Origin of the sequence: uncultured Sphingopyxis sp., from assembly GCF_900078365.1 — a bacterium.
GTDB lineage: Bacteria > Pseudomonadota > Alphaproteobacteria > Sphingomonadales > Sphingomonadaceae > Sphingopyxis.
Map to the genome: position 1 here is coordinate 1,602,015 of NZ_LT598653.1, position 13,018 is coordinate 1,615,032.

The window sequence follows — 13,018 nt, forward strand, 5'->3', positions numbered from 1 at the left end:
ATGCGAAGGGGCCGGAGTAGCTGAGAAGCGCCCCTTACTCGGTTAGTCCGTACCTATCGAAAGTCGCGCGGCTTGATCTTGATGCCCTCGGTCGGCTGGCCGGGGATGATTCCCGAGCCGAGCCGGAGATCGGGAATATAGATGTCGCGCGGATTGCGGCCGAGAGGTTGAGTCGTGGGGTCGCGCGGGTCGCGGCCGACCGGGCTTTTGACGACATCGGCGCGGCTCACGCGATAGACATCGGCGACGTCGGCGCGGTTGCCTACGCTCGCGAGGAGCGGCGACAGATCGTCGAGGCGCTGCGCGATGACATGGATGACCTCGCCCTCGCGCTGGACCTGACCGCGCACTCCCATCATCGATGCGCCGAGCACCGTGCGGCGATTGGCCTCGAAGACCTTGGTCCAGACGACGAGATTGGCGACATTGGTCTCGTCCTCGAGCGTGATGAACATGACGCCTTTCGCCGATCCCGGCTTCTGGCGGACGAGCACGACCCCGGCGAGTTCGATCCAGCGCCCGTCCTTGACGCCTTGCAGCTCTTGGCAGCTGATCATCTTGCGCGCACGTAGCTCATCGCGGAGGAAGGCGAGCGGATGTGCACGGAGCGACAGGCCCGAGGCGCGGTAATCTTCGACCACTTCGGCGCCTTCACCCATCGGCGCGAGCGGGACGGCGGGCTCGACCGCTTCGCGCTGCAGCATGCCGGCGCGCTCGTCGGCCGCCGCGAAGAGCGGGAGGGCGGCGTGGCCGAGGCCTTTCACTTCCCACAGGCCTTCGCGGCGCGAAGAGCCCAATGAGGCGAAGCCGTCGGCGTCGCCGATGCGGTCGAGCGCACCGCGACCGACGCCAGCGCGGCGCTGGATTTCTTCGGCGCTCGTGAACGCCGTGTCGGCACGCGCAGTGACGATCGCCGCGCCGTCCTCGTTGGCGAGCCCTCGCACCATGCGCAGGCCGAGGCGCACCGCGAGATATTTGCCCGCACCGCCGCCGGGATCGCTCGCTTCGAGCGTGCAGTCCCAGCGGCTGTGGTTGACGTCGACGGGACGCACCTCGACGCCGTGCTGGCGCGCATCGCGTACGATCTGTGCCGGCGCGTAGAAGCCCATCGGCTGCGCGTTGAGCAGCGCGGCGCAGAAAACATCGGGATGATGGCATTTCATCCACGACGAGGCATAGGCGATCAGCGCGAAGCTCGCGGCATGGCTTTCGGGAAAGCCGTAGGAGCCGAAGCCCTCGATCTGCTTGAAGGTCCTTTCGGCGAAGTCCTGGTCGTAACCGCGCGAGACCATGCCGTTGATGAGCTTGTCGCGAAAATGCGAGACGCCGCCGGTCAGCTTGAAGGTCGCCATCGCGCGGCGGAGGAGATCGGCCTCGCTCGGCGTGAACCCCGCGCATTCGATCGCGACACGCATCGCCTGTTCCTGGAAGAGCGGGACGCCCAATGTCTTTTCGAGCACGCGGCGCAGCTCGGAGGTGGGGTAGGTGACCTCTTCCTGCCCGTTGCGGCGGCGGCGATAGGGATGGACCATGTCGCCTTGGATCGGGCCAGGACGGACGATCGCGACCTGGATCACGAGATCGTAGAAGGTGCGCGGCGCCATCAGCGGGATCGAAGCCATCTGTGCACGGCTTTCGATCTGGAAGACGCCGAGGGTGTCGGCCTTGCGGATCATCGCGTAGGTCGCAGGGTCTTCCGCAGGGATCGTCGAAAGATCGTGATGGATGTCTTTGGCTTCGCGCAGGAATTCGAAAGCGCGGCGCATGCAGGAGAGCATACCGAGCGCGAGGATATCGACCTTCATGAAGCCAAGCGCGTCGATATCGTCCTTGTCCCATTCGATGACCTGGCGGTCGTCCATCGCCGCGGGTTCGATCGGCACGAGCTCGTCGAGCCGGTCGCGCGTCAGCACGAACCCGCCCGGATGCTGCGAGAGGTGGCGCGGGGTATTGATCAGCGTGCGCGCGAGCTCGAGCGTCAGCATCAGCCGCTTGTCGGCCATGTCGAGATTCAGCGCCGCGGCATGGCTTTCGTCGACGCCTTCGCGGCTATAACCCCAGACCGCACCTGCGAGCCCCGCGGTCATGTCTTCGCTGAGGCCGAGCGCCTTGCCGACCTCGCGCACTGCGCCGCGCGAGCGGTAGCGGGTGACCACTGCGGTGAGCGCGCTTCGCGTGCGGCCATAGGTTTCGTAGATCCACTGGATGATTTCCTCGCGCCGCTCATGCTCGAAATCGACGTCGATATCGGGGGGCTCGCGCCGTTCGGCCGAGATGAAGCGTTCGAAGAGCAATTCGGAGCGCACCGGGTCGATCGAGGTGATGCCGAGCACGTAGCAGACCGCACTGTTCGCCGCCGAACCGCGGCCCTGGCAGAGGATTTCGCGGCGGCGCGCTTCGGCGACGATCGAGTGGACCGTCAGAAAATAGGGCGCGTAATCGAGTTCTCCGATCAATCGCAGCTCATGCTCGAGCTGCGTCCGGACCTTGCCGTCGAGGCCTTCGGGATAGCGCGCGGGGGCTTTCTCCCAAGTCAGAAGCTCGAGCTCCTGTTGCGGCGTGCGCCCGGGGACGCGGATTTCCTCGGGATATTGGTAGCGCAGCTCCTCGAGGCTGAAGGTGCAGCGCTCCGCAAATTCGACCGTCCGCGCGACGGGTGAGGCGTCCTTGAGGTAACGGCGGAACAAGCGCTCCATCTCGGCGGCGGATTTCAAATGCCGGTCGGCGAAGCGCTCGCGGCGATCGCCGAGATCGTCGATCGTGCATTTCTCGCGGATGCAGGTGACGACGTCCTGCAGCAGGCGGCGTTCGGGAATGTGATAAAGCACGTCGCCGGTCGCCACGGTCGGCACCCGCGCGGCGGCGGCTTGCGCCGCGAGGTCGCGCAGCCGGATCGCATCGCGCGGGCGGCGGCGGATCGTCAGCGCCATATAGGCGCGGTCGCCGAAGATCCGTTTCGTTCGTTCGAGCGCGCCTTCGGTTGCCGCGTCGGCGCGGTCGGGAACGAGGCAGGCGATCAGCCCTTCGTTCCATTCCTCGACATCGGGCCAGTCGAGATGACACGCGCCTTTGCCGGCGCGGCCCTTGCCGACGCTGAGCAGCCGGCACATGCGGCCGTAAGCCGCCTTGTCGGTCGGATAGACGAGAAGCGCGGTGCCGTCGGTGAGGTCGAGCCGCGAACCGACGATCGCGCGCACGCCGGTTGCCTTCTCGGCATCCCAGGCGCGGACGATCCCCGCGACCGAATGGCGGTCGACGATACCGAGCGCGGGCAGGCCGAGCAGCGCCGCGGCGGCGAACAGCTCATCGGGCGACGAGGCGCCGCGCAGGAAGCTGAAATGCGTGGTGACCTGCAGTTCGACATAAGCGGGCGTGTCGCCGCTCAAGCGAAGGCGCTCCGGTTCGGCCGCCTTCTCAAGCGAATGCCGGTTGCTATCGGTCGCCTTCTCAAGCGAAGGCTCCGTGGATAAACCAGCGCATCGATCCGGTCGCGGCGTGGACGCCATCGCCGAGGCGGAACAGCCAGTAACGGCCGCCCGCTTCGGTCTCGACCTGGTAATAGTCGCGCACGCTCAGCGGCGTCTCGCCTTCGATCCCGCCATCGCGCCACCATTCGCCCTGCAGTCGCTCGGGCCCGTCGCCCTGCGTCACGCGGTAGCGCTTGCCGCGCCAGACGAAGAGGCGCGGCGCGTCGTCGGGGAGCAGGGCGATGACATCGACCGGCTCGGGCCGTGCGAGCATCCGTGACGGGCGCGGGAGCTCGTCGGACCATGCCGCGCCATCGGCTTGGCGGAGCGCCGGCGTGATTGCGACCGATCGCTCGGGCATCGCGCCGGGGCGGGGTACTGTCCGGTGCAGGCTGCGCTGGCCGAAACGGTTGGCGAGGGTGTCGACGAGCGCGGGCAGGTCGGGCCCGCGCCGTGTCAGGCTTTCGAGGCTCTCGCCCTGCCGCAGCGCCTGCACCTCGATAAGCGGCGCGACGAGCGTCATCGCCTCGATCCCGAGCCCGGGGTCGATGGTCTCGATCTTCGCGGTGAGGAGTTTCGCGAGATGCTTTGGATCGCGCGATGGCGCCGCGGTGCCGACGCGGATCGCCTGCACCTGCCCGTCGACGCGGTGGAAATAGCAGTCGAGCCGGCGCGCGCCCTTGCCGAGGCGGCCCAGCTGGCCCGCGATATCGTGCGCAAGGTCGCCGATGACCTGCGCAAAGGCCTCGGCGGTCGCGATCGGCTCCATGAAACCGCGCCGCGCGCGCGGGAGCTGCTCGGGGAAGATCGGCTCGATCGGCTCGGGCAATGTGCCGAGCGCCTGGTCGAGGCGGCGGTGCAGCTCGCGCCCGAACCTCTTGGCGAGTGGGCCGCGCGGGGCGCCGGTTAACTGCTCGACCCGCTCGAAGCCGAGCTTGCGTAGCGCCTCGACGTCGGCGGGCGGCAGGCGGAGCGCCCGGATCGGCAGCAGCGCAATGGCCTTGCGGTGCGCGCCGGGTTCGATCGTCACCGGCCGACCGGCGGGGACATAGCGCGCGACCGCGTGCGCGCAGCCCGCGGTGTCGGCGACCGCGATCTGCAGCGAAAGGCCGAAAGCGCCGGTGCGGCGGTGCAGATCCTTGAGCAGAGCGCGCTCGCTCGAGAAGAGCGCGGCGCAGCCGGTCACGTCGAGCCAGAGTCCGTCGGGCGGGTCGGGCGCGACCACCGGCGAATAGCGCGCACCCACCCAGAGCGCGAGGCGGCGCAGCCCCTCGAAATCGACTTCGGGCTCGGCGTCGACGACATCGAGTTCGGGCGCGAAGGCGCGCGCCTTGGTGATCGTCATGCCGGGGCGGATGCCGAGCGCGCGGGCGTCCGCGTCGACCGCGGCGACGATCCGCCGGCCATGGTCGGGGATCGCGGTCACGAGCGGTGGGGCAGGGACGCCGCCGTCAGGCCGCGGCTTGCCGGTCTTCCTGCGCAGCCGGTCGGTCGACCAGTGCGGCAGGAAGAGCGATACGACCCGTCGCATCGCAGCCCTCCAATATCCAGAAATGCGGATTGCCGCCGCGCACCCGCTCGAGCGCGACGCGCCAGCGCGGGCGGCCGAGGCTCGGAATGCCGAGGTCCTCGCTCGGGCTTGCGGTGATCCGCCAGCGCGTCACCGCGGCGGTGCCTTCGGCCGCCTGATCGGCTTTGCTGGTGCGGCGGAACACGAAGGCCGGCACGCCCGAGGTTTCGGCGGCGAGCTGGAGGCGCTTCGACGCAACGCAAGAATATTTGCTCACCTCGCCGACGACGCCCGCGAGGCCGGGGTGCCGCAGGCATTCCTCCATCGCGAGCAGGACATTGGTGTCGCTGCCCGCCTCGACATGGATCACGCGGTCGGGGTGCAATCCCGCGAGGTGAAGGGCAGGGGCGAACAGGTCGTGCCAGCGCAGGCACCAGAATACGGGGCCCTCGGTCCGCGCGAGGATGCCGGCGAGGAAGATCGTCGCGCTCGCATCGTCGGCGAGCTCGGGGCTTCCGGCTATCTCGTGGAGCGCGCCGGTCGCGATTCCGCCGCCCGGGAGCCGCGAATCGACCGCGTCGACTCCGAAGGGAAGCACCTCGTGCCGCGCGCACACGCCATCGATCCGCGCAATTTTGGCGCGAAGATCGGCGAGGACGGCAGGGTGGCGCATGATGTCATAGGACTCGGCAGATAGTGGATTCGTTCCCTCTTTGTTCCTTCTCGACTTGCCGAGTCAAGCGCGACGCCGCAAAGGGCAGGCCGATCATGGTGCGATCAGGTCCGGAATGAATCGAGTTTGGCTTGCCAGAGTCTTGATTGTCGGCCAGATTCAGGGGCTGACATGAAAATGGACATCGATCATCTTCCCGCGCGGCAGCAGGGCGAACTCCAGCGCATCAAGGATGTGCTGATGGAGGAATTCGCGCGTTCGATCGAGCGCGCGACCAAGGCCGAGAAGCGTAACGGCAAGATTCTGAAGATCATCCTGTTCGGCAGCTACGCGCGGGAGGATTGGGTCGACGAGCCCGAGAACGGCTATCAGTCGGATTTCGACCTGCTCGTCATCGTCAGCCACGAGGACCTGACCGATATCTCGGATCACTGGTATATCGCAGAGGACAAGATTCTTCGCGATCCTGAGGTCGGCCGGACGCTCAACATCATCGTCCACACGCTGTCCGACGTGAACAAGGCGCTGACCCGCGGCGAATATTTCTGGGTCGACATCCTGCGCGACGGAATTCTGCTCTACGATTTGCCGAACCACGCTCTTGCTCAACCGAAACCCCTTACGCCGGCCGACGCCTACGAGATGGCGGCGGAATATTTTGATGAGGGTTCCTCTGAGGCGGGACGCCGATTAGAGGCCTTCGCGTTTGAATTCGACAAAGCGAGCCAGGACAAAGGGTGGCTTAAAGGAGCTGCATTCGCCCTGCATCAGGCGGTTGAACGCCTCTACGGATGCTATCTGCTAACGAACACCTTCTACTTTCCGCGCTCGCACAACATCAAATTCCTCCGCTCGCTCGCCGAGGACCGCGAACCACAGCTCATCGAAGCCTGGCCGCGCGACAGCAAATTGGATCGGCGCCGCTTCGAGCTGTTGAAGCGGGCGTATGTCGAGGCGCGATATTCGCCGAGCTACGCGATCACCGCCGAGGATCTACAAGCACTTGCCGCCGCGGCCCGCAACCTGCGCGAGATTGTCGAGAGGCTTTGCCGGGAACAGTTGGAACAGCTCCGGGTAGCCGCCGGGCTTTAATGCCCGGCACGGAGATCAACGGGGTGTGTAAGCCTTCCCGTCACCGATAAACCGCTTGCTCCGCGCTTTCGCATCGGCGCGCTTCACAGCCATCTCGGCATTGTCGCATTCACCGCCGCGGACCGAGCCATCCTGGCATCCCGCATATACCTCGCGCGCCTCGTCAACATGCGCCTCGAAATACTGCCGGCTGCGCGGTTCCTCCTTCCCGCAGCCCGTAAGCGCGGTTCCGAGAAGAACAATTCCAATAACTTGCGTCTTCATCAGGCTCTCCTTTGCGAGCCGGCAAATTATCGCGGTGCGTCACGACCGAGCAACAAAAGACCGCAGAAACTCTCAAATCGAGAGCGATTGTTTGCGCACACCGTCGCCAGCCCGCCGGGCATTTGTTACAGACAGGCCGCCGGGCGGCCGCCGCATATGTGCAAGCCTCGGCTAAAAGCGGCGGCGCAAGTTCTCGAACTTGTTCTCAACGTAAGCGTGTCCTGAAGGCCGCCTTGCAGGAAGCTGCTGCGCGGTGCTGATAGCCGCTCTTTGCGAGGAGCGGTGATGAACGAGGATATCGCGGCGACGGGAGCGAGTGCTCTTACGACCGGTCATATGAGTGATCATATGAGCAGTCGGATCGCGGTCGTGGGCGGGCGTCGTCGCTGGTCGGTGGATCAGAAGCTGTCGATCCTGCGCGAGGCGTTCGGCCCTGACGGCTCGGTCTCGGCGACGTGCCAGCGACACGCGGTCGGCAGCGGGATGCTCTATACGTGGCGCCGGCAAGCACTGGCGGGTGATTTGACGGGAGCGAAGCGCACGCCGGTGCCATCGTTCGCCGAGGTCGAGGTGTCGGTGCCGGCCACCGCGACGGCAGGCAGCGGCCAGATCGGGATCGAGCTGCCGTCAGGCGTGCGGCTCACCGTCGACGCGGCGGTTGATGCCGATGCGCTGGCACGGGTGTTGTCCGTCCTTGCCCGATGATCCCGTTACCACCGACAACGCGCATTTATCTGGCCTGCGGCGCCACCGACATGCGCAAGGGGTTCGATGGTCTCGCGGTGCTGGTGCAGCAGGTGCTGGAGAAGAGTCCGCACTCGGGCGCGCTGTTCGCGTTCCGCGGCAAGCGCGGCGATCTGGTCAAGCTGCTCTGGTATGACGGCCAGGGCCTGTGCCTGTTCTCGAAGCGCATGGACCGGGGCCGGTTCATCTGGCCGATCACCAAGGCGGGCAAAGTCAGCCTCACCGCGGCGCAGCTTTCGATGCTGCTTGAGGGCATCGACTGGCGGCGTCCCGAACGCACCGCGGCGCCCCTGCTTGCAGGGTAAAAAGTGGCGGATTAGTGAGGGTTCTACTGGCATCGCGGCGCCGCTTTTGCTAGGCGTCCGGGGTGTCGGAACCAGCCTCTTCCAGCATCGACAAGGACGCCCGGATCGCCGAGCTCGAAGCCGCTCTCGCGGCCCGCGATACGCTGATCGATACCCTGCGGCACCAGCTTGCCCAGCTCCGACGCATGACCTTCGGCCAGTCGTCGGAGAAGCTCGCGCTGCAGATCGAACAGCTCGAGCTCGCTCTCGAAGAACTCGAAGGCGAAGCCGAGGTCGCGGATAGCCGAACGACCGACAGGGTGCCCGCCGAGCGGGTATCGCCGGTGCGCGCCTTGCCCGATCATCTGCTGCGCGCTGAACGGCGGATCGAGCCCGAGGCCGGCAGTTGCACCTGTCCCGATTGCGGCGGCGCGCTGCGTCCGTTGGGCGATGACCGCGACGAGCAACTCGACGTCGCCCCGATCCAGTGGCGCGTCATCCGCACCGTGCGGCCCAAGTATAGCTGCCGCGCCTGCGACAGGATTGTCCAGGCACCGGCGCCGGTGAAGGCCATAGCACGCGGCAAGGCGCGCTTCGCGACGCTCGCCCATGTCGTCGTGAACAAGTTCGATCACCATCTGCCCCTCTATCGCCAGGCAGAGATGATGGCGGCGCAGGGCATCGACATCGACCGCTCGACCCTCGCCGGCTGGGCGGGCCAGGCCGCGCATCTGCTCGACCCCATCGTGAGCCGCATCCGCGAGGAAGGACTGAAGGCCGCCAAGCTCCACACCGACGACACGCCGGTGCCGATGCTCGTGCCCGGCAAGGGCCGCACCGCGCAGGCGCGGCTCTGGGCCTATGTCGTCGATGACCGCGCATCGGGCGCCGCCACCCCGGCGCTCGCCTGGTATCGGTTCACCCCCGATCGCAGCGGCATCCATCCGCAGAGCGAGCTCAGATCGTTCACCGGCCTTCTCCAGGCCGACGGCTATGCCGGATATGAGAAGCTCTATGAAGGCAACCGCATCCGCGAGGTCGCCTGCTGGGCACACTTTCGCCGCAAGATCTTCGAGTGCCACCAGACGAGCCCGACGCCGCTTACCACCGACCTGCTGACACGTATCGCCGGGCTCTACCGGATCGAAGAGGATGTGCGCGGCCAGCCGCCCGATATCCGGCGCCGACAACGACAGGAGCAAGCCAGGCCGCAGATCGATGCGCTTCGCGGCGCGATCGACGACGCCCTGCGTCGTCTGTCGCCCAAGTCGGCGATGGCGAAGGCGCTTGCCTATGGCCGCAAGCGTTGGGATGCGCTCACCCGCTACATCGATGACGGCATCGCGGAGATCGACAACAATATCGCCGAGCGCGCGATCCGCGCCATCGCGATCGGCCGCAAGAACTGGCTGTTCGCCGGATCGAAGGCTGGCGGCGAACGCGCCGCTGCCACCTACTCGGTCATCGAGACAGCCAAGCTCAACGGCGTCGAGCCGCAGGCCTATATCGCCGATGTCATCGAGAAGATCGCATCGGGCTGGCCCGCCTCCCGCTGGGACGAGCTCATGCCGTGGAACTGGACAGCGCAAAGCGCACCCGTCAGCATGGCGGCATGACCGACCAGATCGCACGGATTCGCATCACGCTCGAAGACATGAAGCCCGCCATCTGGCGCCGTGTCGAACTTCCCGTCACCAACAGCCTCAAGACCCTGCACCTCGCGATCCAGGCCTGCATGCTCTTCGAGAACTACCATCTGTTCCGTTTCGACGTCGGCGATGCCGCCTATGGCATCCGCTTCGATGATGATGACGCTTTCATGGTCCGCACCCGCGATGCCGCCAATATGCGCATCGGCAAGCTCGTCGAGCGCGGCATCACCAGCTTCACCTACACCTATGATTTCGGGGACAACTGGCGACATCGTATCGAGATCGAAGAGATCACACCCGCCATCCCCGGCATCGATTACCCGCGCTTCGTCGATGGCGAACGACGAGCCCCGCCCGAAGATGTCGGTGGCACACCAGGGTTCGAAGAGTTCCTTGAGGCCATGTCCAAGCCGCGTCATCCCGAACGCAAATCCATGATCGAATGGTATGGCCGACCCTTCGACCCCGCCGATATCAGCCCCGACGAGATCAGCGCACGCATGGCAAAGCTCGCCAAGCGAAGGGCGCAGGGAAAAGCCGCCTACGCCGACGCTAAATCCCGCGACAGCTAATCGATGGCGGCTTCCTGACCACGCTTACTTCTCAACGCCCGGCCTCATTGAAGAGCGGCGGCTTTGTGCCTGATGCCGGCCGTTTAGGTGGGGCGAAATGAAGCCTTGAAGCGGAGATACGACTGCCCGAAGACGACAGAACTAGTTATCGCGAAGATCGGACAGCGAGTAGCGCGCGCGGGGTCCTCCGACAGACGCCACTAGCGATAAGGCTCTTCCTTCAGAGATTTTCTCTTTCGGCGGTTTTGCGGGCGGGGCTGCAAGCGCACGCGCCTCGGCGATCGATTGCTCCATATTGCGCCGCCCAGCCTTGCGTCCGAGCGCTCGCAGTTTTGGGGCAAGACCAGCGAGCGTCATCGCGGCGCGCTCATCCTCCAGATTCTGAACACCCCGCGCCATGCGTACCAGAATCTCCTCATCGGGTGGCGGCGCGCTAACCGCATTATCGACGATTTGGAAAAACTGCGTCTTGATCGCGGCGACCACGCTTTCATGATCAAGGCCGGCTTGATCGACCGCGGGTTCATTGAGCTTGCAGACGCGCATGAGTTCGACCCCCTTGTCGGTGTCCGAACTATATATCTGGTAGTTCACATGGCTGAGATGATCCGACCAGGCATCGAAGCGCGGGTGAGGAATCGAATAGCATTCAGGCTGCTGCGGGACCTCTTCGATACGGGGGTCGGGGCGGGGCTGGGGGCGCAGAACATCTTCATGTTTCTTCGCGTTGTTACAACGCTTGCACGCTACCGCTAGATTGTCATCGGATGCGAAAAATTGCGGATAGTAGAGCTCGCAGAGAACATGCTCGAGATCCCATATCAGGTTGTTCGTCGTGTTGTCGAACTTACGGCAATAGCAGCAGCGCAGGCCCTGCTCGTCCATGCAGACCTTCTTGAGACGCCCCTTGATCTCCGACTTATCGAACCAGCGGTTGAAGACCTCCTCGCCAACGTCCGCGCGCACGCCGGCCATCTCGGCGATCTCGCAGTCGAGAAACCGGCTCATGATGGCTGCAGGATGGTCTGGACGACGCCGGCGACGAGATCGCGGATCGGATCGTCCTCTGGTATCTTGTCGTAGATGCTCGCAAGCGCCAGTGCGAGTTCGCGGGCGCGCGCACTTCGATGCTTGCCCGTATCGATCAGCGTGATCGTCTCGAGCACGATTTGCTTGAGGAAATTGTTGCCGGAGGTGACGACTGTGAATGCGCTCAGCAACGTGGCGTCGGGCGATGCATTGGCGACCGCCCGGCTCGGCAGTTCGATCGGTTCCTGATCGAGCCGCAGAATCTTCGCGTGTGGGCCGGCGACGCCACTGACGACCAGCGGCGAGTGTGTTGCAATGATATAGTGGCAGCCGCGATGCCGGCTGAATACCGCTTCGAGCATCTCGGTGTATCGCATTTGCCAGTCCGGATGGAGACTGTTCTCGGGTTCGTCGATCAGCACGAGGCACCCGTCTTCCAGAAAAGCGGCGAGGCCGAGAAAACCCGAGAAGAGATTGAGCTCACCCGATGACAGTTCGAGTAGTTCGACCTCCTTGTCGTCGGCCGTACGGAGCTTGACCGAACCGAGGCGTAGAACCCTGGCATCCGTGAGGCGGCGGATTTCTTCGAAGTCGATCGGGATCGAGGCGTCGCGGCGCCCGAAACGGAAGTCGATGTAATAGGTCATTCGGCGCCGTCGCTTGCCATCCGAGCGGACATGACCCTCGAGCATGCTCTCCAGTTCCTTGAGCCTCTGCTCGTCGAAATCTGACTGGTATCTGCCGCTGCGCCATCCCGGCGTGAATTCATACTCGAGCTCTATGACCGGGCTATAGCCGATAGCGTCGAAAGCATCGACGACCCGCTCGTCGGATTGCACGGTCGACTCCGCGAAGGCGAGTTGGTCGATTGTGCGGAGCAGTCGGGCGCGAGGCGAGCTCCTGAAATCGTTCTTGAAGCCGAGATAGACATAGAACGGGTCGACTATTGTGCGCGCCGTCTCAGGGCGGGATCCGGGCCTGGGCAGCGTGTCGTCGATCGGCGGAAACTTGTCGAACGGTGTGAAGGACAGTGCAATGACCTTGCTTGGCGCCCAGCCTTCTCCGCGCAGCGAATCCCGTTCATCTTTGAATTGCTTCACATCGGCGCCGAAATTCAATTCGACATGTCGCCCCTCGCTGTCGATCTCGATGCTGGAAATCCGTCCGAGGCCCTGGCGGCTTTGCAGCGCATTGGTCGCGAAATAGGCGCGTAGCGCCATGACAAGATCGCGCAGGATCGTTGATTTTCCTGTACCGTTCCGGCCGACGAGAATCGTCGAATGCGAAGCAAGTTCGGTCGGATTGGAGAATGATAATCTCTGTGTGCCCAACATCGGCAAGTCGACGTTGACCGCTCTGATCGCAAATTGCGTCGTCATCATAATATCCGAAAGTTGCCCTAGCGGCCTTGGTGAAGGCACATCGTCTCGCTTGTCAATCGCAAGAAACATCCAATCGTTACGCGTAACGACACTGTACTCGCCAATATTGTAAGTGATCCTCTTTCCTTAATCGCACGGGACAACATAGGATTTTGCATTCGCTTCTTGTCATCGTCAGATGGCTGCAGATTCTACCGAGAAGGCGGGGCAGTGAAGCTGCGCTGCTGAGTAGAACTCGAAGTAGAGGATCAGGAGAAAAGCGAGGACGGTCACAAGGCCGCGCGAAGGTGGAGCCGCCGCTCCACAGGAAGAAAGCAGCCCTGCGATAACAAGCGCTACCAGCGTAAGG

Annotated in this window: 11 protein-coding genes; 5 read left to right on the forward strand and 6 right to left on the reverse strand. The window is 64.5% G+C overall.

Going from position 1 to position 13,018, the window contains the following annotated elements:
- Positions 1 to 53: 53 nt before the first annotated feature.
- The 3 genes from QZL87_RS07280 to QZL87_RS07290 form a co-directional block, all read right to left on the reverse strand.
- A complete protein-coding gene (locus QZL87_RS07280; protein ID WP_246427309.1) occupies positions 54 to 3,386 on the reverse strand; it encodes an error-prone DNA polymerase in 3,333 nt (1,110 codons plus the stop codon).
- A gap of 61 nt (positions 3,387 to 3,447) precedes the next feature.
- Positions 3,448 to 4,998: a DUF6504 family protein gene (locus QZL87_RS07285; RefSeq protein ID WP_184100750.1), complete on the reverse strand. Its 1,551-nt coding sequence runs from the start codon at positions 4,996 to 4,998 to the stop codon at positions 3,448 to 3,450.
- Entirely contained in the window at positions 4,919 to 5,650 is a 732-nt protein-coding gene (locus tag QZL87_RS07290; RefSeq protein ID WP_184100752.1) for a damage-inducible mutagenesis protein, read from the reverse strand. The genes QZL87_RS07285 and QZL87_RS07290 overlap by 80 nt, the downstream gene beginning before the upstream one ends.
- A 171-nt stretch (positions 5,651 to 5,821) precedes the next feature.
- Here QZL87_RS07290 and QZL87_RS07295 point away from each other — a divergent pair, with 171 nt between their 5' ends.
- Complete coding sequence (locus tag QZL87_RS07295; RefSeq protein WP_184100754.1) at positions 5,822 to 6,742, forward strand: HEPN domain-containing protein; 921 nt, start codon at positions 5,822 to 5,824, stop codon at positions 6,740 to 6,742.
- A gap of 15 nt (positions 6,743 to 6,757) precedes the next feature.
- On the opposite strand, the gene QZL87_RS07300 is transcribed toward QZL87_RS07295, so the two are convergent.
- A complete protein-coding gene (locus tag QZL87_RS07300; protein WP_184100756.1) occupies positions 6,758 to 7,006 on the reverse strand; it encodes an EexN family lipoprotein in 249 nt (82 codons plus the stop codon).
- 285 nt (positions 7,007 to 7,291) lie between these two features.
- Between QZL87_RS07300 and QZL87_RS07305 the strand changes: the two genes are divergently transcribed.
- The 4 genes from QZL87_RS07305 to QZL87_RS07320 all read left to right on the forward strand — a co-directional run bounded on the left by QZL87_RS07305 (position 7,292) and on the right by QZL87_RS07320 (position 10,258).
- Entirely contained in the window at positions 7,292 to 7,711 is a 420-nt protein-coding gene (locus QZL87_RS07305) for a transposase (RefSeq protein ID WP_246427310.1), read from the forward strand.
- Positions 7,708 to 8,055, forward strand: a complete 348-nt coding sequence (tnpB, locus tag QZL87_RS07310; RefSeq protein WP_137754517.1) for an IS66 family insertion sequence element accessory protein TnpB — start codon at positions 7,708 to 7,710, stop codon at positions 8,053 to 8,055. The genes QZL87_RS07305 and tnpB overlap by 4 nt, the downstream gene beginning before the upstream one ends.
- A 62-nt stretch (positions 8,056 to 8,117) precedes the next feature.
- Entirely contained in the window at positions 8,118 to 9,650 is a 1,533-nt protein-coding gene (locus tag QZL87_RS07315; RefSeq protein ID WP_295325790.1) for an IS66 family transposase, read from the forward strand.
- Positions 9,647 to 10,258, forward strand: coding sequence for a plasmid pRiA4b ORF-3 family protein (locus QZL87_RS07320; protein ID WP_184101076.1), 612 nt, complete (start codon positions 9,647 to 9,649; stop codon positions 10,256 to 10,258). Before QZL87_RS07315 ends, QZL87_RS07320 begins: the two co-directional genes overlap by 4 nt.
- Positions 10,259 to 10,399: 141 nt before the next feature.
- On the opposite strand, the gene QZL87_RS07325 is transcribed toward QZL87_RS07320, so the two are convergent.
- Both QZL87_RS07325 and QZL87_RS07330 read right to left on the reverse strand, forming a co-directional pair.
- Positions 10,400 to 11,266: a hypothetical protein gene (locus tag QZL87_RS07325; RefSeq protein ID WP_184101074.1), complete on the reverse strand. Its 867-nt coding sequence runs from the start codon at positions 11,264 to 11,266 to the stop codon at positions 10,400 to 10,402.
- Positions 11,263 to 12,669, reverse strand: a complete 1,407-nt coding sequence (locus tag QZL87_RS07330) for an ATP-binding protein (protein ID WP_295325793.1) — start codon at positions 12,667 to 12,669, stop codon at positions 11,263 to 11,265. The genes QZL87_RS07325 and QZL87_RS07330 overlap by 4 nt, the downstream gene beginning before the upstream one ends.
- Positions 12,670 to 13,018 lie beyond the last annotated feature (349 nt).

Coding starts and splice junctions, on each gene's coding strand:
- QZL87_RS07300 (WP_184100756.1), bottom strand. CDS start 7,006: ATGAAGACGCAAGTTATTGGAATTGTTCTTCTCGGAACCGCGCTTACG.
- QZL87_RS07325 (WP_184101074.1), bottom strand. CDS start 11,266: ATGAGCCGGTTTCTCGACTGCGAGATCGCCGAGATGGCCGGCGTGCGC.
- QZL87_RS07285 (WP_184100750.1), bottom strand. CDS start 4,998: ATGCGACGGGTCGTATCGCTCTTCCTGCCGCACTGGTCGACCGACCGG.
- tnpB (WP_137754517.1), top strand. CDS start 7,708: ATGATCCCGTTACCACCGACAACGCGCATTTATCTGGCCTGCGGCGCC.
- QZL87_RS07305 (WP_246427310.1), top strand. CDS start 7,292: ATGAACGAGGATATCGCGGCGACGGGAGCGAGTGCTCTTACGACCGGT.
- QZL87_RS07330 (WP_295325793.1), bottom strand. CDS start 12,669: ATGATGACGACGCAATTTGCGATCAGAGCGGTCAACGTCGACTTGCCG.
- QZL87_RS07320 (WP_184101076.1), top strand. CDS start 9,647: ATGACCGACCAGATCGCACGGATTCGCATCACGCTCGAAGACATGAAG.
- QZL87_RS07290 (WP_184100752.1), bottom strand. CDS start 5,650: ATGCGCCACCCTGCCGTCCTCGCCGATCTTCGCGCCAAAATTGCGCGG.
- QZL87_RS07295 (WP_184100754.1), top strand. CDS start 5,822: ATGAAAATGGACATCGATCATCTTCCCGCGCGGCAGCAGGGCGAACTC.